The 24866-nt window shown below is 42.8% G+C and carries 25 protein-coding genes; 13 read left to right on the top strand and 12 right to left on the bottom strand.

Annotated features, from left to right (window positions below):
* Positions 1–2: 2 nt before the first annotated feature.
* A complete protein-coding gene (locus tag H8796_RS24805) occupies positions 3–209 on the bottom strand; it encodes a helix-turn-helix transcriptional regulator (protein ID WP_060408489.1) in 207 nt (68 codons plus the stop codon).
* 630 nt (positions 210–839) lie between these two features.
* On the opposite strand from H8796_RS24805, the gene H8796_RS24800 reads away from it, so the two are divergent.
* The 4 genes from H8796_RS24800 (at position 840) to H8796_RS24785 (ending at position 2720) form a co-directional block, all read left to right on the top strand.
* The gene (locus H8796_RS24800) at positions 840–1229 is read left to right on the top strand and encodes a ParA family protein (protein ID WP_004326156.1); all 390 of its coding nucleotides are present in this window, start codon (positions 840–842) and stop codon (positions 1227–1229) included.
* 2 nt (positions 1230–1231) lie between these two features.
* Positions 1232–1624, top strand: coding sequence for a ParA family protein (locus H8796_RS24795; RefSeq protein ID WP_050554624.1), 393 nt, complete (start codon positions 1232–1234; stop codon positions 1622–1624).
* Positions 1617–2081, top strand: coding sequence for a DUF3408 domain-containing protein (locus H8796_RS24790; protein ID WP_004326154.1), 465 nt, complete (start codon positions 1617–1619; stop codon positions 2079–2081). Before H8796_RS24795 ends, H8796_RS24790 begins: the two co-directional genes overlap by 8 nt.
* Positions 2082–2207: 126 nt before the next feature.
* Entirely contained in the window at positions 2208–2720 is a 513-nt protein-coding gene (locus tag H8796_RS24785) for a hypothetical protein (protein ID WP_004326152.1), read from the top strand.
* 286 nt (positions 2721–3006) lie between these two features.
* On the opposite strand, the gene H8796_RS24780 is transcribed toward H8796_RS24785, so the two are convergent.
* The 4 genes from H8796_RS24780 to H8796_RS24770 are packed head-to-tail and all read right to left on the bottom strand — an operon-like array spanning position 3007 to position 5914.
* Positions 3007–3372 (bottom strand): hypothetical protein, encoded by a 366-nt coding sequence (locus H8796_RS24780; RefSeq protein WP_004326151.1) that lies wholly within the window; start codon positions 3370–3372, stop codon positions 3007–3009.
* A 5-nt stretch (positions 3373–3377) separates the two neighbouring features.
* Positions 3378–4685, bottom strand: coding sequence for a site-specific integrase (locus tag H8796_RS24775; protein WP_004326150.1), 1308 nt, complete (start codon positions 4683–4685; stop codon positions 3378–3380).
* Between the two features lie 5 nt (positions 4686–4690).
* Positions 4691–4831: a hypothetical protein gene (locus H8796_RS25550; protein WP_229093173.1), complete on the bottom strand. Its 141-nt coding sequence runs from the start codon at positions 4829–4831 to the stop codon at positions 4691–4693.
* 48 nt (positions 4832–4879) lie between these two features.
* Entirely contained in the window at positions 4880–5914 is a 1035-nt protein-coding gene (locus tag H8796_RS24770; protein WP_004326149.1) for a site-specific integrase, read from the bottom strand.
* Between the two features lie 273 nt (positions 5915–6187).
* On the opposite strand from H8796_RS24770, the gene H8796_RS24765 reads away from it, so the two are divergent.
* Positions 6188–6454: a hypothetical protein gene (locus tag H8796_RS24765; RefSeq protein ID WP_004326148.1), complete on the top strand. Its 267-nt coding sequence runs from the start codon at positions 6188–6190 to the stop codon at positions 6452–6454.
* Between the two features lie 29 nt (positions 6455–6483).
* Here H8796_RS24765 and H8796_RS24760 read toward each other — a convergent pair whose 3' ends face one another.
* Complete coding sequence (locus H8796_RS24760; protein WP_004326147.1) at positions 6484–7350, bottom strand: formylglycine-generating enzyme family protein; 867 nt, start codon at positions 7348–7350, stop codon at positions 6484–6486.
* A 250-nt stretch (positions 7351–7600) separates the two neighbouring features.
* On the opposite strand from H8796_RS24760, the gene H8796_RS24755 reads away from it, so the two are divergent.
* A complete protein-coding gene (locus H8796_RS24755; protein ID WP_004326146.1) occupies positions 7601–8659 on the top strand; it encodes a linear amide C-N hydrolase in 1059 nt (352 codons plus the stop codon).
* Between the two features lie 110 nt (positions 8660–8769).
* On the opposite strand, the gene H8796_RS24750 is transcribed toward H8796_RS24755, so the two are convergent.
* Positions 8770–10134 carry a dipeptidase gene (locus tag H8796_RS24750; RefSeq protein WP_117937761.1) on the bottom strand — a complete coding sequence of 455 codons (1365 nt, stop codon included), beginning with the start codon at positions 10132–10134 and terminating at the stop codon, positions 8770–8772.
* A complete protein-coding gene (gene aroC, locus H8796_RS24745; RefSeq protein WP_004306728.1) occupies positions 10134–11210 on the bottom strand; it encodes a chorismate synthase in 1077 nt (358 codons plus the stop codon). The genes H8796_RS24750 and aroC overlap by 1 nt, the downstream gene beginning before the upstream one ends.
* Positions 11211–11371: 161 nt before the next feature.
* Between aroC and H8796_RS24740 the strand changes: the two genes are divergently transcribed.
* The gene (locus H8796_RS24740) at positions 11372–11938 is read left to right on the top strand and encodes a calycin-like domain-containing protein (RefSeq protein WP_117971810.1); all 567 of its coding nucleotides are present in this window, start codon (positions 11372–11374) and stop codon (positions 11936–11938) included.
* Here H8796_RS24740 and H8796_RS24735 read toward each other — a convergent pair.
* The gene (locus H8796_RS24735; protein WP_117937759.1) at positions 11935–12720 is read right to left on the bottom strand and encodes a porin family protein; all 786 of its coding nucleotides are present in this window, start codon (positions 12718–12720) and stop codon (positions 11935–11937) included. The genes H8796_RS24740 and H8796_RS24735 overlap by 4 nt on opposite strands.
* A 32-nt stretch (positions 12721–12752) precedes the next feature.
* Complete coding sequence (locus H8796_RS24730) at positions 12753–13838, bottom strand: PCMD domain-containing protein (RefSeq protein WP_117937757.1); 1086 nt, start codon at positions 13836–13838, stop codon at positions 12753–12755.
* Positions 13839–13971: 133 nt separating this feature from the next.
* Between H8796_RS24730 and H8796_RS24725 the strand changes: the two genes are divergently transcribed.
* Positions 13972–15258, top strand: a complete 1287-nt coding sequence (locus H8796_RS24725) for a serine dehydratase subunit alpha family protein (RefSeq protein ID WP_117937755.1) — start codon at positions 13972–13974, stop codon at positions 15256–15258.
* Between the two features lie 127 nt (positions 15259–15385).
* Here H8796_RS24725 and H8796_RS24720 read toward each other — a convergent pair whose 3' ends face one another.
* Positions 15386–15964 (bottom strand): peptidylprolyl isomerase, encoded by a 579-nt coding sequence (locus H8796_RS24720; protein ID WP_004306740.1) that lies wholly within the window; start codon positions 15962–15964, stop codon positions 15386–15388.
* A gap of 481 nt (positions 15965–16445) precedes the next feature.
* Here H8796_RS24720 and ilvD point away from each other — a divergent pair, with 481 nt between their 5' ends.
* The 5 genes from ilvD (at position 16446) to ilvC (ending at position 22443) form a co-directional block, all read left to right on the top strand.
* Entirely contained in the window at positions 16446–18245 is a 1800-nt protein-coding gene (gene ilvD / locus H8796_RS24715) for a dihydroxy-acid dehydratase (RefSeq protein ID WP_099146826.1), read from the top strand.
* A 29-nt stretch (positions 18246–18274) separates the two neighbouring features.
* A complete protein-coding gene (gene ilvB, locus H8796_RS24710; RefSeq protein ID WP_117937753.1) occupies positions 18275–19969 on the top strand; it encodes a biosynthetic-type acetolactate synthase large subunit in 1695 nt (564 codons plus the stop codon).
* A gap of 56 nt (positions 19970–20025) precedes the next feature.
* On the top strand, positions 20026–20589 hold the full coding sequence (gene ilvN, locus H8796_RS24705; RefSeq protein WP_008650275.1) for an acetolactate synthase small subunit: 564 nt from the start codon (positions 20026–20028) through the stop codon (positions 20587–20589).
* Positions 20589–21332, top strand: a complete 744-nt coding sequence (locus H8796_RS24700; RefSeq protein WP_099146824.1) for an acyl-[acyl-carrier-protein] thioesterase — start codon at positions 20589–20591, stop codon at positions 21330–21332. The genes ilvN and H8796_RS24700 overlap by 1 nt, the downstream gene beginning before the upstream one ends.
* Positions 21333–21399: 67 nt before the next feature.
* Positions 21400–22443 (top strand): ketol-acid reductoisomerase, encoded by a 1044-nt coding sequence (gene ilvC, locus H8796_RS24695; RefSeq protein ID WP_008650279.1) that lies wholly within the window; start codon positions 21400–21402, stop codon positions 22441–22443.
* A gap of 478 nt (positions 22444–22921) precedes the next feature.
* Here the strand turns inward: ilvC and H8796_RS24690 are convergent, their stop codons facing one another.
* A complete protein-coding gene (locus H8796_RS24690) occupies positions 22922–24859 on the bottom strand; it encodes an AAA domain-containing protein (protein WP_008998831.1) in 1938 nt (645 codons plus the stop codon).
* Between the last annotated feature and the right edge of the window lie 7 nt (positions 24860–24866).

The raw sequence follows: 24866 nt of genomic DNA, 5'->3' as shown, positions 1-24866 counted from the left end.
AATTATTTGCTTTTATTTATCAATTCACGTCTATCAACATTCAGGAGAATTGCTATCTTATCAAGAACCTCCAATGATGGCTGTATCTTGTTAGAACACCATTTAGAAACAGTAGAAGGGTCTTTACTTAACTGCTCGGATAGCCATTTCCCTGTCTTTCCTTGTTCTACAAGAACTACTTTAAGCCGGTTGATTTGATTTTGTTTCATAATACTTCATATTGGTATTTACTGCAAATATATTGAAAAAGAAGATTAGTAGCATTACTATCAAGAACAATTATTTCACACCCTTATCCAATTCTTTACAATCGCCCGACTTCGGAGGGCGATTACTCCCTGCAAGGGCAAGGTGCGGCGAGTAACTCGCTGCCTTTTGAGTAACTCAAAAGACACCATGCTATGTTCCTATGAACATAAAAATCCGTCAAAAACGGATTGAAATTAGTCTTGATTATTTCCCCATCCTTTCATACCGTAAGTTTTACTATTATCAAGTTTGACAACTTGGTAATTTGCAAACATGGAAACAGACTGGCGTTGGTTATCCATGTGCAGAATACGGCACAATACCGCATAAATATCTGATATTTGGAACGGTACGTATTCGTGATTTATATTTGCCGGCTGTTTGGAAATTTGAAGGAAAGGTTATCCGCAAAATTGAGTATTTGACAGCTTGAAAGTTTATAAACATGAAAACAAGCAAACAATCCAATTCGCAAAAAGGCAAATTGCCAACCAATTTTGAATGAATGGATTTTTGACAAATTTCCAATAAGAAAGGAAACCGGAAAAATTTAAAATAAACAGTATGTATCCCTTTAAAAAGTTAGATTTATGAAACAGAAACCCTTGTTCATCGCTTTCTCCACCCAAAAGGGAGGAGCAGGCAAAAGTTCCTTTACCGCCCTTGCGTCAAGTCTCCTGCATTATGCCCACGGATATAATGTCGCCGTTATCGACTGCGACTATCCGCAATGCAGCATCTACAAAATGCGCAAACGTGAAATCCGTCAGTTGGAGAACAACCTTTATTATCAGGCAAAGGCGGTAACCCTGCTGGAAGCCATCGACAAGCAGACCTACCCGATTGTCTGCGCCCGTCCCGAAGAAGGCATATTCAAAGCCAATGAGTTCTTTGCATCCGAGAGCATGGAATATGACGTGATATTCTTCGACCTGCCTGGAACAATCAATAACGAGGGAGAGTGGTGTCCACCTTCCTGAACATGGACTATGTGTTTGTGCCGATGTCACCCTCCCGTATGTCTATGGAAAGTACTCTCTCTTTCATTATTCCCGTAACCGAACTGATATCCTCACAAAAGCAGTTGAATCTGAAATCCGTCCATCTTTTCTGGAACAGGGTGGATTCCCGTGTGCGTAAAGAGTGGCTGGAACATTACGCTACAATAATCGGTGACTTCAAACTCTCCCTGCTGGATACGGTCATCCCACAATCAGCCCGGTATGACAAGGAACAGTCCATATCGGGAAATGAAGCGGTTTTCCTCTCGACCATATTTCCACCGGACAAACAATTGGTCAAGGGAAGTCATATAGATTGTCTGATAGAAGAAGTAAAACAAATTGTAGGATTAAACAGAAACGACCATGCCTGAGAACAATAAGACAGACTATAACAGGATTCTCGAATGGGTATCACAAGGTATTCCCGTGGATTCAGCGAGCAAAAGACCGAAACCCGATGGGAGGAAAGATTATATCCAACCAAGAGAGCAGGGCGAAAAGGAAGAAGTACAACCTGTTGTTGGACTGCCTGAACAATCGGAAACCGTCATTCCTCCCAAAAGTGCGGAATTTGGAAAGCGAAAAAGAAAAACACGGGGAGATTATGACGGACATTTCTTCAACCGGGTGGATTTCACTTACCGGAAGCCGTTATATATCACAGCAAACACCCATCGCAGGCTCATGCGAATCGTCCACCTGATGGATTCATCCAAAGCGACCATCAGCAGCTATGTGGAAAACATTCTGTGCCATCATTTGGAGGTGTTTAAAGATGACATTGACAATATCTACCGGAATAACAACCTTAATCCGACAGAAGAATGAACATAACCATGAAAATCCTGCTCGTTTGCGGATATTATCCTGAACCTCTATCTGTGGTGCATAACAGAACCGTTCAGAAGTCGGTTATGGCAGGGATGCAGTAAAATGGTAATATTCCTTTGGTCTGTGATACTCAGTGTTGCAGACAGTTCTGCCGGATTATGCAGGAGAGGGTGGCATTTGAAAACAGCCACGAGCATTTTCATCATAGAGTGGCATCATTGCAATTATTTCGGTGTTGAACTGCGTTTTGTCAAAGGGCAGCTCAAGTATGTCGTCAAGCGACAATACTCAACTGCCACGGGTATCGAAGTGAAGGAGATTGTCACGGACAGCCTGATAGCTGCGGTTGCTTCAATCGAGAATCCGCATGGCTATCCGGAAAAATATGATTTTGAGGATATTCAGAATTTAGGGGAGATTATTTCGGGGAATAAAAGCCGTTTGGATGAAAAAACGAAACATAAGAGTGTAAAAGTGGCTTTGGAACTTCACGACACGAATCTGTTTGATGCGTTGGTCAGCAGATTCCCCGATGCGCAACTCAGGGTATTGGAGGCATTGGAAGAGATAAGGGAAGATACCAAGAATAACAGTGCCTCCAACATCAATTACAGGAAGTTCATCCGTGACTGTTGAACAGCTCTTTTTACACAGGAAAAGAGACTGTTGCTTCCATTCCGGTGCCACAAGCTGCCAGTCGGTACACAATCCATTGCCATATGAAAACTTCGTTCTTTCTTTGCCCGTGAAATAAGAATTACGAATCAATAAATCAGGAACAATGGAAGTAGTAAGCATGGAAGTCTCGACCTTCGAGGCAATGATGGCAAGGGTTGAATCCTTTGCCTGTTTATCTTAGCCATTGTAACGGAATGGCTGACCCGATTCGGATTACATGACGGAACGCCATTTCAGTCTTTCCTTAATTAGGCGATTGATTACAGTTGAAGCTGATATATAAAGGTATATTGGAGCACTCGGGACGGGCAGTTGCCTTTCGTAAAATCCATTTTCTAAGAATCCCTGCATTGCAGCTATGAATCCGAAAAGCGAGAGCGATTACCATATCCAGCCCGTAATAATCTGATAATAGTGTGGCTCCAATCACCGTGCCACCGTGCTGCGTATCTATTGTAACTACTCCCGATTTTAGAATCGCCCGTACATTAGACCGTATAGTCGGTATCATTGCCCCGAGCAGTTCCGCTATCTCAAAATCTCGCATTTGTACATTATCCGGAATGAATACATTCCCATCCTCACTGATTTTTATTAGTTTCCTTTCCATAATAATTACTTCTTTAAATGTTTGAATGATTTTGCTGCACAAACCTTAACCGGCATTTGTTTATCCTCATAAATATTGAACTTATCAGCCATATTATTTGATAAAAGCTTCATATTCTCATTAATTTTCTGATTCGTGAGTTTTGCATATAGTTGAGTGGTTTTGATGCCCAAGTGTCCCATCATACGACTGACCGTTTCCAGCGGAACACCCTGTGAGAGAGTTATAAGCGTTCCGAAATTATGACGGCTCATGTGATAGGTGATATTCCGCTCAATACCACACTGTTTGGCAACTTTTTTAAGATTTGCCGCCAATGAAGAATACCCCACCATGTTAAAAATCTTATCACTTTTCCGCTCCGGCTTGTATTTCTCAATTATCTGCTTGGGAATATCCAATAAGCGGATATGGCACTCACTTCCGGTCTTTTGTCGTTTAAAGTGAATCCACATCGTACCGTTGCCAGCTTTACTTATATTAGATAATGAGAGATTACACAAATCGATATACGATATTCCGGTGAACGTGCTAAAGACAAACATATCCCGTGTGTGACGCAAAGATTTAGAAGTAATAGGGGTAGCCATGAACCGCTCCAATTCATCAGTAGTCATGTGCCTACATTTCTTTGGCGGTTGTTCCGGACGATAATCTGCAAAAGGATCTCTAAGTAGGGTTCCTTGATTGATTGCTCTGCAGATTATTTTCTTCAGGAGTATCGTATATCCTCCGATTGTATTAGGTGAATGGTGTTGCTCCACCCGAAGATAAAAATCGAATTGTTCAATGAAAGAGTAGTTCAGTTGCTTTAAAGGAATATCTTCCATCTTATATTGGCTTTGCAGAAACTGGCGAACATGATTGTAAACCAGCAGATAATGTTTATAGGTTTCTCTCGTTCTGTTCACTCCTACCTTTTGGGCATACTCCTCATTGTGTTCGGCAAAAAGAGAAAGGAGGTTGTCTTTCTTCCGTCCGATACCCAACAGCATATTCTTTACCAGCTCGGCTGTAACATTACTCTGTTGCTGTAAGAGTTCGCTATGGTATTTCTCTATAGAATCAGTCAGTTTATTCAACTCCCGATTTGCTTGAACCGCTTCTCTACTTTTTCCTTTCAGGCGATAATCTTTGGCATCCCATAATGTGGGGTTCACATCTATTTTTGCACTGAACTGAGCTATCTCGGCATTGACAGAGATACGCCCCATGACGGGGCATAGCCCGTTTTTCTTTACCTTATTCTTATTGATATAGAAGATAACGGCAAAAGTGCTGTATCGTTTGGTTTTATTATCCAATGTACTCATCGTATTCAGTCTGCTAAGTGATACCTGTTGGTGATACGCTTCTCCAATTTACGCATGTCAGTGTTTATCTTTTCATTGGAAACTTGGGCATAGATGCGTGTTGCCCGTAAATCCCGATGTCCGAGCATCCGACTGACTGTTTCCATTGGAACTCCTTGGGATAGAGTTATTAAACTGGCATAGCTATGACGTCCTTAATGATAGGTAATGTTCCGTTTTATACCGCATATTTGGGCAATCTTCTTTAAATTTCCATTGGTCTTGCTGCAACTAAGCATCACGAACATTTTCCCATCTTTGTTCAGTCCACGATATTTCTCAATAATCTGCAAAGGGAGTTCCAGAAGGGGAACATGAAACTCTGTCCCGGTCTTCCTCCGTTTAGAGTGAATCCACCAAGCACCATCTTCTGCTTGCATCAGATTGCTGTATGTTAAATTACGGATGTCGCTGAATGAGATGCCGGTGAAAACAGAAAACAAGAACATATCACGCACCAGATAGCGGTTAGGAGTATCTAACGGGGTTGTCATTATTTTGTGCAATTCTTGTTTGGTTAGTGATTTAGGCTGTAAAGGTTCTCCCACCAATGAGAATCCTGCAAAAGGATCACGAGTGATAATCCCTTCGTTTATGGCTCGCTTGATAATAATCTTCAGGTGTCCGATAATACCAACAATGGTATTGGGCTTGAATTTCAATTGTACCCGCAGGTAGAAATCAAAGGCTTCGACAAAAGAATAATCCAATGCCTGAAACGAAATGTCACTCAGATTGTACTTTGTTCGTAGAAAACGGCGTAGGTGGTTGAATGATACACCGTATCGTTTATAACTTTCCAATGTTATGTTTACACCGATTCTGGCTGCAAGTTGGTGATTGTACCGGTTGCAATAGCCGATAAGTGTTTCCTGCTCGGAAGCGATACCTTGAAAGGCATTTTTCACCTCTTCTGCGGAAATTTCTTCTTTTTTCGCCAACAGTTCTTTGTAGCAAGAGTGAATTGACAGACTTATCTTGTCAAGTTCCCGATTCAGTCCGGTAGCTGCCTTACTTTTGCCTGTTGCCCGTGCAGACTTAGTATCCCAAAGGGATACCTGCACACTACACTTGGCACTGAACTGTACCATTGATTTTCCGATAGTGATGCGCCCCATAATGGGAGTTGTACCATCATTTTTCACCTCCTTATGGCGAAGGTAATAATGCACTTTTAGCTCTTTACTCATAATCCTTAATTTTTGAGTGTAAAATTAGTTTCTTATGAGCTAAAGGTCGGAAAGCAAAATACAGTGATTCAATGAATAAAATTCCGTTTGAACACTATTTTAAGCAGGATTAAGACTTACAAAACCAAAATATCGCCAAGTATAACCTTAGCTGCTGTAAATAAGCGACTTTCAATTATGTATCTACACAATGCTGTTTTCTAAAACAGGTAACGGATTCGTAACAGAAAGTCTTCTTAAAACTACTATATTCTGCATTTTCGCTACTTGGCAATGAAGAGAGATGCTACGCATATTACACCGTTAATCAGCAAGTTACGTTGTTTTGACCGTTTTTGCTTTGACAGGATACAATCTGGATACAAAATGGCGCAACGTGATTCATTGCAACAGTCATTGCAAACTACCCGTAGGCTCATTAAACAGCAGTTGGAGTGGTATGAAAAAGAGGGAGGCAGTGTATCTCAAGAAAAAGCGATTCAGCTTAAGCAGGCGTTACAACAACTAGAGGAAAAGTACAAACTAATGAATAGAAAATGAAGTAAGCACTATACAAAGATTGTGTACTTTTAATCTGGCAGTGACACTACCAGCCGTAATCCATAATCAATATCCCATCGTTGCGGGTTAACTCCGTAGCGGCTGGTGACTTTACAATATTTCTCGAAAGTATAATAACTACCTCCACGCAACACTTTATGCGTATCTTTTTCGCTTATAACCGGAGCGATGTTTCCGGTAAAAGGAACCTTTCTGTCATACCAGTCCATACACCATTCATATACGTTTCCACTCATGTCATAAAGTCCCAGTTCGTTGGGCTTCTTCGTTCCTGTTTCTTTGGATACGTAAGTATTGTAATATTTTTCTCTAAACCAGGCAACCTGTTCTGCATTATTGCTGCCGGCATAGATGAAATTCTTGGTTTTTAGTCCCCCACGTGCTGCATATTCCCATTCTGCTTCGAAGGGGAGACGGAAGGGTAGACCGCTTAATTGAGAAAGTTTTTTGGTAAATCGTTGAGCGTTAAACCAATTGACTTGGTCTACCGGATAGTTACGTCTGTGTTGGTTAGAAGGATTTTCTCCCATAATGACATACCATTCATCCTGACTAACTTCATATCGGTTGATGAAAAAAGAGGCTACATCCACGGGATAGTTGTTGTTGTCTCCGAGATTGGCTGTACCACCTTCCACGTAAACCATATTCCATAGTATATAGCGTATAACCTCTTTTTGTTCTTTATTTATTGTTGGTGACCAGTGTAAGGCTTTTTCTAATTTGGAGGGGAGAGTGTCAATAATACTTGCTTCTCTTCGACATTTATCGTGGTATCGTTGCCACACTTGTTGTTCTTGCGCTCTGCTTGATAATGCGATTCCTTGTAATAGAAAGCAAATGATTATAGTTTGTTTGGTGTACTCTTTTATCATGATAATTGTATGTTTATTTATTGGACGAACTAAAGTAGCAATGACTGCAATAGTAACACTTAAATTTGTTTAATATTTTTCGCTAAGAAATGATCTCTGTGATGATAACCCTCATACGTTGAAAACCAAAAAATTCTTCCTGCATTGGATAAATGCCTTTTTTTCATTAAAATCCTCTTTCTTTTAGGCAATAATCGTGGTGCATTTGTTATTTATAAATAAGAAGATCAATTATTTAAATAGAATGAACATGAAGAAAAAATTAGCAGGAGTTGCATTGGTGTTGGCTGCCGTCTCTTTGATGAGTATACAGCCTGTAGAAGCATGTACGCGTGCAGTGTATATAGGCCCTGACCAGATGGTGATAACAGGACGTACAATGGACTGGAAGGAAGATATCATGACGAATATCTATGTATTTCCGCGTGGCATCCAACGTATGGGACATAACAAGGAGAAAACTGTGAACTGGACTTCCAAATATGGAAGTGTGATTGCTACAGGATATGATATAGGTACTTGTGACGGAATGAACGAGAAAGGATTAGTGGCTAGCCTGCTTTTCTTGCCGGAATCCATTTACTCTCTTCCCGGCGATACCCGTCCGGCAATGGGCATCAGCATTTGGACACAGTATGTGCTTGATAACTTTGCCACGGTACGCGAAGCGGTGGATGAATTGAAAAAGGAGACTTTCCGCATTGATGCTCCCCGTATGCCGAATGGAGGACCGGAGTCTACCTTGCATCTGGCCATAACCGATGAAACAGGCAATACGGCTGTATTGGAATATCTGGATGGGAAATTAAGTATTCACGAAGGAAAAGAATACCGGGTGATGACAAATTCTCCTCGATATGAACAGCAGTTGGCCATTAATGATTACTGGAAAGAAATCGGTGGCTTGCAGATGTTACCGGGAACCAATCGGGCAAGCGACCGTTTTGTACGGGCTTCATTCTACATTCATGCTATTCCACAAATTGCGGATGCAAAGATTGCAGTTCCCAGCGTGTTGAGTGTGATGCGTAATGTTTCCGTGCCATTTGGTATTAATACACCGGAGAAGCCTTATATATCTTCTACCCGTTGGCGTTCCGTATCCGATCAGAAGAATAAGGTATATTATTTCGAATCTACCCTGACTCCGAATTTGTTTTGGCTGGATTTGAAGAAAATTGATTTTAGTCCGAAAGCCGGCATTAAGAAACTGTCTCTGACAAAGGGCGAAATTTATGCAGGTGATGCAGTGAAGGATTTGAAAGACAGCCAATCATTTACCTTCCTTTTCGAGACTCCGGTCATGTAGTTTGTCAGTGTGATAGATATATAAAAGAGTGGTGGACAAATGCTTGTAATCAAGCTTGTCCACCACTCTTTTATATGTATCGTTTATAACTTGATTGTTATTTATCCGGTTTATCGTCTGGCATATTCCTGATGAAACTCTATGACCGCCTCTATCCCTTTCCGGAAGATATCCAATGAGCAATTCTCGTTCGGAGAATGGATCGCATTCGATTCGAGTCCAAATCCCATCAATACGGTTTTGATTCCCAATACCTGTTCGAAAGTAGAGATGATGGGGATACTTCCGCCACGGCGTACCGCCAACGGCTTTTTCCCGAAAGCGATCTCGAAACCTTTCTCTGCTGCCTGATAGGCAGGAAGTGAAATCGGGCACACATATCCTTGTCCCCCGTGCATGGGAGTCACTTTCACCTGTACTGTATCAGGAGCGATACTAAGAATATAATCTGCGAACATTTGCGAAATCTTATGGTGATCCTGATGCGGTACTAACCGGCAAGATACTTTAGCATAAGCCTTTGAAGGCAGTACGGTTTTAGAACCTTCTCCTGTATATCCGCCCCAAATGCCACATACGTCAAAAGACGGACGGCAACTGTTACGTTCCAATGTGCTATATCCTTTTTCTCCGAAAAGCTCTTTTACACCGATTGCTTCTTTGTATTTCTTTTCGTCAAAAGGAATATGGGCTATCATTTCCCGTTCGGCTTGCGGCACTTCTTCTACATCATCGTAGAATCCGGGAATAGTGATACGTCCATCGGCATCCGTTACTTTGCTAATAATCTGGCAAAGTACGTTGATCGGATTGGCTACCGCACCCCCGAAATGTCCGGAATGCAAGTCACGATTCGGTCCCGTCACTTCTATTTCCCAATAAGCCAACCCGCGCAGACCAGTGGTCAATGAGGGCAGTTCAGCTCCTAGCATACTCGTATCCGACACAAGAATAACGTCTGCTTTCAGCAATTCTTTATGTTCTTCGCAGAAAGCTTCCAGACTGGGCGAACCTATTTCTTCTTCACCCTCGAAGATGAACTTCACATTATTCTTCAGTAATCCGTTTTTGACGAGATATTCAAATGCTTTCACCTGAATGAACGATTGTCCTTTGTCATCATCCGCTCCACGTGCCCAGATATGTCCGTCACGTATTTCCGGTTCAAACGGTTCGCTTTTCCAGAGTTCCAATGGTTCGGCCGGCATCACATCGTAATGAGCGTAGATTAATACAGTCTTTGCATCCGGGTCCACGATCTTTTGAGCGAAAACAACCGGATTACCTTGTGAGGGCATTACCAATGCTTCGTCCACACCTGCTTCCAATAACAGCTGTGCCCAGCGTTCCGCACAAGCCAGCATATCGTCGTGGTGCTCCGGCAGAGCACTGATGCTGGGAATGCGAATAAGGCTGAACAAGTCATCCATCATCTTTGGTTCGTGTGCCGCTATGTATTTTTGAATCTCGTTCATTAGAGTTGTGTCGTTTTATCCAGTAAGTAATAATCGAGTATAGTCATGGCGGCCATTGCTTCTACGATAGGTACGGCACGAGGTAATACACAAGCGTCATGACGTCCGCGTGCTTTCAGAGTGGTGTCGACGCCATCAATGTTGACAGTTTCCTGTTCCATCAGCAGCGTGGCAATCGGTTTGAACACTACACGGAAATAAATATCCTGACCATTACTCAATCCTCCCTGAATACCTCCGGAGTGATTGGTGTGCGTCTCGATCCGTCCGTTATTGTTATAGAAAACATCGTTCTGTTCGGAACCTTTCATTTTCAATCCCTTGAATCCTTCGCCGTATTCGAATGCTTTGGCAGCGTTGATGCTTAACATGGCGTTACCCAAGGCAGCATGAAGTTTACCGAAAACAGGTTGTCCCAATCCGATGGGGCATCCCTTAATGACACAGGTCAGTGTACCTCCGATGGTATCGCCTTCGCCTTTTACCTTATATATAAGATCTGCCATTTCTTTTGCTTTTTCAGGGTCCGGACAACGTACATCGTTGGTTTCTATCAGGTCGAAATTATAGTCCGAGTAAGTACCCTCCAGTTTGATAGGACCTACCTGCGAGGTATAGGCAGTGATATTGACTCCCAGTTGGCGGAGTGCCAGCTTAGCCAATGCACCGGCTACAACGCGCGAAATCGTTTCGCGTGCAGAGGAACGTCCGCCGCCGCGATGGTCACGGATTCCATACTTCACCGTGTATGTGTAATCAGCGTGTGAAGGACGATATACATTTTTCAGATTGTTGTAGTCATTGGGGTGTTGGTTTTCATTCCAAACGATAAAACCGATAGGACACCCGGTTGATTTCCCCTCAAAAATACCTGAAAGAAACTCTACTTTATCAGCTTCTTTGCGTGGGGTGGTAAGGATTGATTGTCCCGGACGACGGCGATTTAGTTCTTGTTGTACAAATTCTTCGTCGATGGTAATTCCTGATGGGAATCCGTCAATCACCCCTCCAATTCCTTTTCCATGAGACTCACCGAAACTTGTGAGTCGAAAGATATTGCCAAATGAATTAAACATAGTTGTGGCTTTTTTAAAATTACTATATGCAAATATAACAAAGTTTTCGGTAAGAAAGTTGCGAACTCGAAATAACTTCGAAAAAGGAAGCATATTGAACCTTTTTTCTTCTTTTTAGTTTATAAAGGACGAATTTATTGTAATAACTAAACCAAAGACGTATGAAAAAGAATCTATTGTATTTATTGGCATTGGTATGCTCTCTTACTCTCTTTGCTGCTTGTAGCAGTGATGACGACGATAGTGATAACAAGAATAATGAGAATCCTCCCGAAGAGGAAGCTGTGATAACGGCTCCGGATGTAATCGGAACGTATTGGGGAAATCTGGATATATCCATGATACCGGATGGCTCCGATCAGGAAATTGTCATCGGCGACGGAATAGAGAAGTTTATCACGCTTTCGCAGGTCAGCAATACGGAAGTGAAGATTGAACTGAAGGATTTTGAATTGTTCATCAACCAGCAGATATTAAAATTTGGAGATATTGTCATTGATAAATGTGAAGTGAAGAAGGGGGAAGGTGTGTCTACATTCACCGGACAGCAAGATCTTACATTTGAAGGAGATGCTGCTTCTTTGGGTACTTGTCCTGTAACAGTTACGGGAACTGTAGAAGATGGAAATGCAGACATGACTATTAATGTGAAAGTGCCTGCATTGCAACAGACGGTGAAAGTAACCTACTCCGGAGTGAAGCAGGTGGCAGAGCCTAGTGGGACTTAAAAAGCATACCCGAAACCTATATTCAAGTAGATGGGGTACATAGCAAAAGTGACTGTATTAAAATCGTTTTTAAATATATCATTCAATCCCCAGGTAAGATCGGCATACACATTGAGGTGCTTGAAGGCTCGCCATCCGGCTCCTACCTGTAATCCCCACTGGAAATGTCTCAAGTCGTCCGAGAAATCGTATGTTGCAATTTTACCGTCGGTAAACTCAACCTTCGGACCGGTGGGATTATCTTCCCGCAAATATCCTTCGTATACGTGACCTGAAAATTCTCTTGAAAGTAGATAGGAGAAATAAGGTCCGGCTTTGATATTCCACCGGTTGGTTAGTTTGTAGGTAGCCATCAGAGGTATTGTCAGTCCGGCAGTATGTACTTTGGTTTTTACTCCGCCTGTCCATACTCCGCTGATTCTTTCACCTCCCTGTCCGAGAATCTCCATATTGTAATTCTTCACGGTGGCTTCGGTAGTCATTGCTTTGTTTTCAAGCCGCAATCCGACTATAATTCCGAGCTTGTTCTGAACGGCAATCCATTTGGTCACTTCACCTCCTATACTGATAGCTAATGTCGGGTTATATCCGTCAATGGAACGGATTTCCACCGGAAGAGGAAGCGGGGCTGTGCCGCCAATGCTGAAACCTGCTTTTATTTCATATTCCAGTCCGTGAAGGGCGGAACGGATCAGTGTTTCATTTCGATCAACCTGTGCATAGCCGGGGAGGGCTATTCCTATACAGGTTAGTAAACTGAATATATACGGATAGATTTTCATTGTTCTTGTTGTTATAAAGTTATTTAGTTCCACTAATCTTCCGAGTGATAGATTAACTCGGCCTCGTCAATGAGCAATGTACTTCCGATTGCTCCGTTAAAATGATCTCCTTCCAGACTTGAGGTGAACACTATGGCTATATTATATTTTCCATCCATTAGCTTTTCCTTATCTATGAATTTGCCGGGGAGAGTGGTGAAAGGAAGCTTAAAGTAAGTCCATTCGTTCGTTTCTTTGGCATTATTAATCCGTGCTGTTGAAATCAGGTTTGGGCTGGTAAATGCGTTCGTTCCGTCAAGGGTTGGAACAGATTCGCTGGTTTCGTACATGATGGCATATATGTCACAGATATCCCGTTTCCCATTTACAGGTTTGCCTCCTTCTGTAAACTGATCTCCCGCTTTGTACTTATAATAGCCAGCCAGATAAGTAGGTACATGCCGGAAAGGAAGACCGAATTTAGTTGCTTTAAGCGGATTACTCATCGCATTGCTTACATCGAAGGAACCGATAAACAGATTTCCTGCCGCGATAGGCATTCCTGCTATTTGTCCAAAGAATCCGGTACTGCGTGTCACTAAAGAAAGGCATTTGCCGGCTTTTCCGTCTGTTATTTGGAAAGTGGGATAGTCATCAGCAGTTTTGGCTACGCCGGTCATGGCATAGCCCGCATTTCCGCTGGCCCATTCCATAACGACTTTACCTCCTTCGCGTTCTACAAATATGTAGTACTTCTTTCCGCCAAGCGTATCTTCGAAATTATAGTTCGTGGCAAGTTCCGTGTCGATAACGGATATGATATACGTTTTCTTCCAAACACCATCGGCAGCTGTAACAGTATATTCTTGTGGAGTATTGAAATTTCGTTCCGTACCGCTAAGAGGATTAATTGTAGCTCCCGGAGTCAATGTAAATTCAGGTGTAAGTTCTGAAATATCAGTTCCCGGACCGACGAAGATAGTGATGGAATTATTGTTAATAATAGGACTGGTTGTCATGGCTACTCCCGGTAGTGTGCAACTTATTATGTCTGCTTCTGCATTGAGAGCTTCTTCGCCGATACAGGAAGAGGAAACAATAGCCAGTAGCAAATAAAGAATCATGTGTTTTGCTTTCATTTTTCTATCAATTCTTTCTGTTAAAGTTTGGTGTATGGGAGATTTTATAACAATATGAGATTTTATTTGTTCATTATAGAATGTTGGAAAAGAAAGATTTTCCTATTTTTGTGGAACCAAAACTTATAAGTCCATGACTGAATCAGAAAGAAGGCAAATTATAGAGTTGATTAAGAAAGAAGTCATTCCGGCTATTGGATGTACGGAACCTATCGCAGTAGCGCTTTGTGTAGCTAAAGCTGCTGAAACGTTGGGAGTGAAACCGGAAAAGATAGACGTCTTGTTAAGTGCTAATATACTAAAGAATGCCATGGGAGTCGGAATCCCGGGAACGGGTATGGTAGGTCTTCCCATAGCTGTGGCTTTAGGTGTGTTGATTGGTAAATCAGACTATCAGTTGGAGGTGTTGAGGGACTGTACGCCGGAAGCAGTGGAGCAGGGGAAACTGTTCATTGCAGAAAAACGGATTTGTATTTCTCTGAAAGAAGATATTACGGAAAAGCTTTATATCGAAGTGATCTGTAAAGCGGGAGATAAAACAGCTAAAGCTATCATTGCCGGTGGACATACTACCTTTATATATATAGCCAAAGATGAACAGACATTGCTCGACAAGCAACATACAGTCAGCGAGGAAGAGGAAGATGCTTCGCTCGAATTAAACTTGCGTAAAGTCTATGACTTTGCACTGACTGCTCCGCTGGATGAGATTCGCTTCATTCTTGATACAGCCCGTTTGAATAAAGCTGCTGCCGAGCAAGCCTTTAAAGGTAACTACGGACATTCTTTAGGTAAAATGCTTCGGGGAACTTATGAACATAAAGTGATGGGTGACAGCGTATTTTCTCATATCCTCTCTTATACATCAGCTGCTTGCGACGCCCGGATGGCGGGTGCAATGATTCCTGTCATGAGTAATTCCGGCAGTGGTAATCAGGGGATATCCGCTACACTCCCTGTCGTTGTCTTTGCCGAAGAGAACGGAAAGAGCGAAGAAGAACTTATCCGTGCTTTAATGCTAAGCCATCTCACTGTTATATATATCAAACAAAGTTTAGGACGTCTGTCAGCTTTGTGTGGCTGCGTGGTAGCTGCTACCGGATCCAGTTGTGGAATCACCTGGTTGATGGGAGGAAACTACAATCAGGTTGCCTTCGCCGTTCAAAACATGATTGCTAATCTGACAGGAATGATTTGTGACGGTGCAAAACCGAGTTGTGCATTGAAAGTAACTACCGGAGTTTCGACAGCCGTATTATCTGCAATGATGGCAATGGAAGACCGTTGTGTGACTTCCGTAGAAGGAATTATCGACGAAGATGTAGATCAAAGTATCCGCAACCTGACAAGAATCGGCTCGCAAGCCATGAACGAAACGGATAAAATGGTGCTTGACATCATGACGCATAAAGGATGTTGATTTCAAGTATTAAGTATCAGGTATTAAGTATTAGCTCAAATAACGGCATAAAAAAAGTATTAAGTATTAAAGCCCAGCTGTGTTCGCACGGAATTAATACTTAATACTTTATAATTTAATACTTTATTTAGTGACAGTGTCCGCCTTCGCAACCGCAGTCGTCGCCACAGCCATCACCGCAGCTGTCGCATCCGCAACCGCAGCCATCACCACCACTCATCATTTTCACAAGTTCCTGAATTTCTTCGTTCGTAGCAGGACGGCTTTCCAGTATTTCACCTTCAAAGATCAGGTCGGCACCAGCCAACGGATGGTTGAGGTCAACTACTACAATATCCGGTTTGATTTCTACTACGCTGGCATTTACGCGTTGACCGTCACCAGTCATCAAAGGTACGATGTTACCTTCTTTAATACGTTCGCTGTCAAATTTGCCATCTATTTCAAATATATTTTTGGGGAGGTCAATGACGTGTTGTTCGTCATATTGTCCATAAGCCTTATCTGCCGGAATGGTAAAGTCAAATTTATCACCTTTAGAAAGAGCAGTTATTTGATTTTCGAAGTCTTCGAGTGTTGTTCCTAATCCTGAAATGAATTGAAAGGGATGTTCTGCTTTTGCTTCTTCGAACAACTCTTTTTCACCATCTTCCATTGTATATAGTTTGTATGCAACGGTAATGTACTTGTTTTCTACTGTTTCCATCTGATATTTTTTGTTTCTGATTAATAATTCCCGGTAATCCGGGTCGACAAAGATACGAATTATTTGCTTGTCCTCCGGTATAGGGAGGGTAAATTTCAGATTATTAAGTGCTTTTGTCAGAAAAGGAAGGTGGAGTATGTACTTAGATAATAGTTGTAAATTCAACCTTTAAGTGATAAAATAGAGAAATAACACCTCTCTTTTCTTACAATTATTCGCTTTTAAGTGATTTTTTTCTTCGATTTGTTTGGATATAATAAAAAAGCCCTTACCTTTGCAGCACGAAAATAAAGAAAAGAAGATATGAATATGTTACATACATCTATTAACCTAGCAGTCCTGCATATTATTCGCGTCGTGGTGGTCCCATCAAGAGCGTGAGAAAGGTTTTTGTGTTGTATGTGTTCGTACCATAAAAGATAGAATTTAGAGCCTTTCTCACTTGTGTGAGGAAGGCTCTTTAATTAAAAGATAGATTGAAATGAAAAAGCAATTACGCAGTTCGTTTAGTACACAAGGCCGTCGGATGGCGGGAGCCCGTGCGTTATGGGCAGCCAACGGCATGAAGAAGAATCAGATGGGTAAACCCATTATCGCTATCGTCAATTCGTTCACACAGTTTGTTCCGGGACATGTGCATCTGCATGAAATCGGTCAGCTGGTGAAGGCAGAGATTGAGAAGTTGGGATGCTTCGCTGCGGAATTCAATACAATAGCTATCGACGACGGTATAGCAATGGGACATGACGGTATGCTTTACTCGCTTCCTTCACGTGACATCATTGCAGACAGTGTAGAGTATATGGTTAATGCGCACAAGGCAGATGCAATGGTATGTATCAGCAATTGCGATAAGATTACTCCTGGAATGTTGATGGCGGCTATGCGTCTGAATATTCCTGCCGTATTTGTATCGGGCGGTCCGATGGAAGCCGGAGAATGGAATGGTCAGCATCTGGATTTGATCGACGCGATGATTAAATCGGCCGATGAAAGTGTCAGCGATCAGGAAGTAGCGAATATCGAGCAAAATGCTTGTCCTACTTGCGGATGTTGTTCCGGTATGTTTACCGCCAACTCAATGAACTGCCTGAATGAAGCAATCGGACTGGCTCTTCCCGGAAACGGAACCATCGTAGCTACACACGAGAACCGTACGCAGCTTTTTAAAGATGCAGCAGAACTGATCGTGAAAAATGCAAAGTTATATTATGAAGAAGGAGACGAAAGTGTACTTCCCCGTAGCATTGCTACCCGTCAGGCTTTCTTGAATGCCATGACGCTGGATATAGCAATGGGGGGGTCTACCAATACAGTTCTTCACTTGTTGGCTATTGCTCACGAAGCTGAGGTAGACTTCAAGATGGACGATATCGACATGCTTTCCCGCAAGGCTCCTTGTCTCTGCAAGGTGGCCCCCAATACACAGAAATATCATATTCAGGATGTAAACCGTGCCGGTGGTATTATAGCTATCATGGATGAACTGGCAAAAGGCGGTCTGATAGATACATCTGTTCGACGGGTAGACGGAATGTCATTGGCGGAAGCTATTAATGAATATTCAATCACCAGCCCGAATGTAAGCGAAAAGGCAATTAAAAAATATTCGAGCGCAGCCGGAAATAGATTCAATCTCGTACTTGGTTCACAGGGCATGTACTATAAGGAACTGGATAAAGACCGTGCAAACGGATGTATCCGCGATTTGGAACATGCTTATAGCAAAGACGGTGGATTGGCCGTATTGAAAGGTAACATTGCCCAAGACGGTTGTGTGGTAAAAACAGCAGGTGTAGACGAAAGTATCTGGAAATTTACCGGACCTGCCAAAGTATTTGATTCGCAAGAAGCAGCCTGTGAAGGTATCCTCGGAGGCCGAGTCGTCAGTGGCGATGTCGTCGTCATTACGCACGAAGGTCCGAAGGGTGGTCCCGGTATGCAGGAAATGCTTTATCCTACCTCTTATATCAAATCTCGTCATCTCGGAAAAGAATGTGCTTTGATTACCGATGGACGTTTCAGTGGTGGAACTTCCGGATTGAGTATCGGACATGTTTCTCCCGAAGCGGCAGCTGGAGGCAATATCGGAAAAATTGTAGATGGAGATATTATCGAAATCGATATTCCGGCCCGGAAGATTAACGTGCAACTGACGGATGAAGAACTGGCGGCTCGTCCGATGACTCCTGTCACTCGTGACCGTTATGTACCGAAAAGCCTGAAGGCGTATGCCAGCATGGTAAGCTCTGCCGATAAGGGAGCAGTGAGATTAATCTGATATAGTTCATTTATCAACTATCAACTAATATGAAAGATTTAATAACAGGTGCAGAGGCTATGATGCGCTCCTTGGAACATCAGGGAGTGACTACCATCTTCGGTTACCCCGGTGGTTCCATAATGCCGGTGTTCGATGCCTTGTACGATCATCAAAATATATTGAACCATATTTTGGTTCGTCACGAGCAGGGAGCTGCCCATGCGGCACAAGGTTATGCCCGTGTATCAGGAGAAGTAGGTGTTTGCCTGGTGACGAGCGGTCCCGGAGCAACTAATACGGTAACAGGTATTGCAGATGCGATGATCGATAGTACCCCTATCGTAGTGATTGCCGGGCAGGTAGGAACAGGGTTTCTTGGAACGGATGCTTTTCAGGAAGTTGACTTGGTAGGTATTACGCAGCCGATCGCTAAATGGAGCTATCAGATCCGTCGTGCGGAAGATGTAGCTTGGGCGGTAGCACGTGCGTTTTATATTGCCCGTAGTGGTCGTCCCGGTCCGGTGGTACTGGACTTTGCCAAGAATGCGCAAGTAGAAAAAACGAAATATGAACCGACGAAAGTCGATTTTATCCGCAGTTATGTTCCTGTTCCCGATACGGACGAGGAGTCTGTACAGGCAGCTGCCGAACTGATTAATAACGCCGAACGTCCGCTTGTATTGGTTGGACAGGGTGTTGAATTGGGAAATGCACAAAACGAATTGCGTGAATTTATCGAAAAGGCGGATATGCCTGCAGGCTGTACGCTGCTCGGACTGTCAGCTTTGCCGACAGAACATCCGTTGAATAAAGGTATGTTGGGTATGCACGGTAATTTGGGACCGAATATCAATACCAATAAATGCGATGTACTGATTGCTGTCGGTATGCGCTTTGACGACCGTGTGACTGGCAATCTGGCTACTTACGCGAAACAGGCGAAAGTGATTCATTTTGATATCGATCCTGCAGAAGTCAATAAGAATGTAAAGGTAGATGTAGCTGTTTTGGGAGATTGCAAGGAGACATTGGCTTCTGTGACTAAACTCCTGAAAAAGAAAACTCATACCAAATGGATTGATAGCTTCAAAGAATATGAGAAAGTAGAGGAAGAAAAAGTAATCCGTCCCGAACTTCACCCTGCAACAAACTCTTTGAGTATGGGAGAAGTGGTACGTGCGGTAAGCAATGCTACTCATCATGAAGCAGTTTTGGTAACGGATGTAGGTCAAAACCAGATGATGTCTGCACGTTACTTCAAATATACGAAAGAACGCAGTATCATCACTTCCGGAGGACTTGGAACAATGGGCTTCGGCCTTCCCGCAGCTATCGGGGCAACTTTTGGAGCACCGGAACGTACCGTATGCGTATTTATGGGAGATGGCGGACTGCAAATGAATATTCAGGAGTTGGGTACGATTATGGAGCAGAAAGCTCCGGTGAAAATTATCTGCCTGAATAATAATTACCTCGGAAACGTACGCCAGTGGCAAGCTATGTTCTTCAATCGCCGCTATTCGTTTACTCCGATGTTGAATCCGGATTACATGAAGATTGCTTCGGCTTATGATATTCCTTCCAAACGTGCTTTCACCCGTGAAGAACTGAAAGAAGCTATTGCAGAAATGCTGGCGACAGATGGTCCGTTCCTGCTCGAAGCGTGCGTAGTGGAAGAAGGCAATGTTTTGCCGATGACTCCTCCGGGTGGTTCGGTCAATCAGATGCTGTTGGAATGCTAGGGGAAGTTGAATATTGAGAATGGAAGATTGAAAGTTCGCAATTAAAATTTAGGATTATGAGTGACAAGACATTATATACGATAATAGTTCATTCCGAAAATATAGCCGGATTGCTGAATCAGGTAACTGCTGTATTTACTCGTCGGCAAATCAACATCGAGAGTCTGAATGTATCTGCTTCTTCTATTAAAGGTGTACACAAGTATACGATTACAGCCTTGACGGATAAGGACACCATTGAGAAGGTAGTGAAACAGATCGAAAAGAAGATCGATGTGATTCAGGCACATTATTTCACCGAGGATGAAATATACTTCCATGAGATTGCACTATATAAGGTATCTACTCCTGCTTTTCAGGAAACCCCGGAAGCATCCAAGTTGATCCGCAGATACAATGCCCGTGTAGTGGAAGTTAATCCGGTATTTTCTATTGTCGAGAAAAATGGTATGAGCGAAGATATAACCTCACTCTACGGTGAACTGAAGGCTTTAAATTGTGTTTTGCAGTTTGTACGGTCGGGACGCGTAGCGATTACCACCAGTTGCTTTGAACGGGTGAACGAGTTTCTCGATGGACGGGAAGCCATGTATAACCAGAGTAAAAACCAACAAGAATAATGAGTGAAGAAAATAAAATAGGAACTTATCAGTTTGTGGCAGAACCGTTCCATGTTGACTTTAACGGACGTCTGACTATGGGCGTACTGGGAAATCATTTGTTGAATTGTGCCGGTTTTCACGCAAGTGACCGTGGCTTTGGTATTGCAACACTGAACGAGGATAATTACACTTGGGTACTTTCGCGTCTGGCCATTGAGTTGGATGAAATGCCTTATCAATATGAGAATTTTTCAGTTCAAACATGGGTGGAAAATGTCTACCGCTTGTTTACTGACCGTAACTTCGCTATTATTGATAAGGATGGGAAGAAGATTGGTTACGCGCGTTCCGTATGGGCGATGATTAATCTTAATACCCGCAAACCGGCCGATCTATTGACCTTACACGGAGGAAGTATCGTAGATTATGTCTGTGATGAACCTTGTCCTATTGAAAAGCCTTCACGTATCAAAGTGACAAGCGATCAGCCAATGGCTACCCTGACGGCAAAATACAGTGATATTGATATTAACGGTCATGTGAACAGCATCCGTTACATCGAGCATATCCTTGATTTGTTCCCGATAGAGCTGTACAAGACCAAACGTATCCGCCGTTTCGAGATGGCGTACGTAGCCGAAAGTTACTTTGGTGATGAGCTCTCTTTCTTCTGCGATGAAGTGAATGCAAACGAGTTTCACGTAGAAGTAAAGAAGAATGGCAGCGAAGTTGTTTGCCGTTCGAAAGTGATATTTGAATAAATGTGAGAATACAAAATTAATTAATAACGGATGACGTAAGTCATCAAAAACTAAAAACAAAAAGAAAATGGCACAGTTGAATTTTGGAGGTACTACTGAAACTGTAGTAATCCGTGACGAATTTCCATTGGAAAAAGCTCGTGAAGTATTGAAAAATGAAACAATTGCTGTAATCGGTTATGGCGTACAGGGACCTGGACAGGCACTGAACTTGCGTGATAACGGTTTCAATGTAATCGTTGGTCAACGTGAAGGAAAAACATACGATAAAGCAGTAGCAGACGGATGGGTTCCGGGCGAAACTTTGTTCGGCATTGAAGAAGCTTGCGAGAAAGGTACTATCGTAATGTGCTTGTTGTCTGACGCAGCAGTAATGTCTGTATGGCCTACTATCAAACCTTACCTGACTGCCGGAAAAGCTCTTTATTTCTCACATGGTTTTGCTATCACTTGGAACGACCGTACAGGTGTAGTTCCTCCTACTGATATCGACGTTATCATGGTTGCTCCTAAAGGTTCGGGTACTTCTTTGCGTACAATGTTCCTCGAAGGACGTGGCTTGAACTCTTCTTATGCTATCTATCAGGATGCTACAGGCAAAGCAATGGACAGAACCATCGCACTGGGTATCGGTATTGGTTCCGGTTATCTGTTTGAAACAACTTTCCAACGTGAGGCTACTTCTGACTTGACAGGTGAACGCGGTTCATTGATGGGTGCTATCCAAGGTTTGTTGCTGGCACAGTACGAAGTATTGCGTGAAAACGGTCATACTCCTTCTGAAGCATTCAATGAAACAGTAGAAGAACTGACACAGTCATTGATGCCGTTGTTTGCAAAGAACGGTATGGACTGGATGTATGCTAACTGTTCTACTACTGCTCAACGTGGTGCTCTTGATTGGATGGGCCCATTCCACGACGCTATCAAGCCGGTAGTTGAAAAGTTGTATCATAGCGTCAAAACAGGTAACGAAGCACAGATTTCTATCGATAGTAATTCACAACCTGATTATCGTGAAAAATTGAATGAAGAGCTCCGTCAACTGCGTGAAAGCGAAATGTGGCAGACTGCAGTAACTGTTCGTAAACTTCGTCCGGAAAACAATTAAGCTGGATAAATTATACAAGTTTATAAAAGGGAGAGGGCTGTTTGCTTTCTCCCCTTTTTTTGTTAAAAAGAGATTTAGAAATGAACAAATGAGGCTTGCCGAATTTTTTTTTCAAAAATATATTGATAATATGGACAAAAAATGCAAGTTTATGTTTATCTTTGCGTCATCAGATAAAATAAACGAGAAGTATGAATTAACTTAACCAGCCCTGAAGAATGATTAACATCACTAAATAAATAAACGAATGACGCTGCTTTTGATTTCTCAGAAGTGGTGATTTAGTGTGTTTTACCTTTGTGGAAATTGATATTTCTTTTTAAGATCTGTATTTGTATATTGAAAATAAAAGTCATTTATTGACTTCTTAAATAAAGAATAGTACTGATGTGAAATAAAATATTGTTTGTTTTGTTTGTGTTAAAACGAAGTGCGGTTTCGTGAGAAAGTGCACTTTGTTAAAAGGAGGATTAAGTATTTAATCCTCCTTTTTAATGAATAACATCAGCCTTTTATAGAAAGGATGTTTGGTAAGGGTGGAGGCATCTCCTAATATAACAAGCTTCATTCGTGCCCTTGTAATCGCTACATTCATTCTTCGCAAATCATTCAGGAATCCAATCTGCCCATCCTCGTTGGCACGTACAAGACTGATGAAAATAACATCTCGCTCCTGTCCCTGAAAGCCGTCTACCGTGTTTACGGTGATGAGGCTGCGGAAAGGACGTAAAAAGCTGCTCCCTTTGATCTTTCCCCTCAAATATTGCACTTGCGCCTTGTAGGGTGAAATCAGACCGAAATCAATTCTTTCATCCAGTATCCGTTCTTTGCCGATACGTTCGATATATGCTTCCAGTTCCTGTAGTAATAGATTGGCTTCCTGCTTGTTGATGCGTCCGAAGCTCTCGCCTACAAAATCTTCGTGAAAGTCCATTTCTGAAGTATCAATCCAGTTCATAGGAGTGTCAAAGTCAAGAATACCTCGGTAGCGCACTTCCGGGGCAGCTTCCAGTTCTCCGTGGTAGAACCAGTCGGAGGGAAACTGCATGATGGCCTCATGCATTCTGTACTGTACCTTTAGTAAAGAGACAGCAGAAGGCTTTTGCTGAACCACTTTTTCCATTAACGTGTGATCCAGTCCTCCACGAGCGGCTTCTATACATTTGATAGTCGGCGGGAGCTGGCAATGATCTCCTGCAAGGATGACACGGTCTGCTTTGCGGATGGCAATCCAGCAGGCAGCTTCGAGCGCTTGAGCAGCTTCGTCAATGAACAAAGTAGGAAAACGACGCCCGTTGAGCAGACGATGGTTACTGCTGACTAGCGTAGAAGCAATCACACGGGCACTATCAAAAAGATCGGCATTGATTTGTATTTCCAACTCCGTAGCACGATCGCGGAGATGACTCATGCGATTACGCATACCTTCCCGTTCGGAATAACTACCCCGGCGCATCCGGCTACCCATTTCACGGATAGATTTGCGAATTCCCCAAAGTTCCGGATAGGCAGGATGGCTTTCAAACCTACGTTCATAGGTGGATGATAGCATTTTGTCGTTGACCCGGGTAGGATTTCCGATGCGGAGTACGGGTACTCCCCGGTCTACCAGTTTCTCACAAATCCAGTCGACAGCAGTGTTACTTTGTGCACAGACAAGCACCTGCGGTTCCCGGTGCAATGTTTCATAAATCGCTTCGACAAGAGTCGTTGTTTTTCCGGTTCCCGGAGGACCGTGAACGATGGATACATCACGCGTGCAGAGTACCTTGTTGACAGCTGTTTCCTGTGTGCTGTTCAACCAGGGGAAGCGGACAGGATACAACTCCCGGAATCCCGGTTTTTGTGTGCCAAGCAAAATATCACGCAGTTCTGCCAGACGATTATCTTTAGCGCGTATGGTGTCTTCCAGTGCCTCGAACATGGCCCGGTAGGATGTTTCGTCAAAATAAAGTTGCACCCCCAGTATGCCGTCAGTTTGCAGTTCCGCTAAAGCTCCCGCTCCTGGAAGTACAACTACCATTCGCTCCTCATCCGCAAAGCTGACAGTAGCGATGAAATTCATGTACTTCACTTTTCCTTCGAATGATTGGTGGAAAAAGCAGACGGGACGGCCGAACTCGAAGGAATGCTCTATTTCTTTATTTTCGGTCCGTGTAATATCTATTACAAGCTGATTCAGAGAATTGTAGTAACTTCGGCCAAGAGAGACGGGATACCAGCAGAGACCGCGTTTCACTTTACGGGCAACGCCCATTGTTTCGGTCTGCCGTTTAAATTCTTCCTTCTCGTATTCATACTCCATCCGCAGGAGGAGTTGCTGTTGCTGAAGGTCGATGATTGGACTTTTCGGATTATTACTCATAATAGGCGCAAAGGTAACAAATCTTCGTTCCGGGTAGAAAAAATATTTCATTTTGTTA

The sequence above is a fragment of the Bacteroides sp. M10 genome, assembly GCF_014334015.1.
GTDB classification, from domain to species: Bacteria; Bacteroidota; Bacteroidia; order Bacteroidales; family Bacteroidaceae; genus Bacteroides; species Bacteroides intestinigallinarum.
Note: the sequence above shows the minus strand (reverse complement) of the source record. Positions and strands in the feature narration are given on the sequence as shown.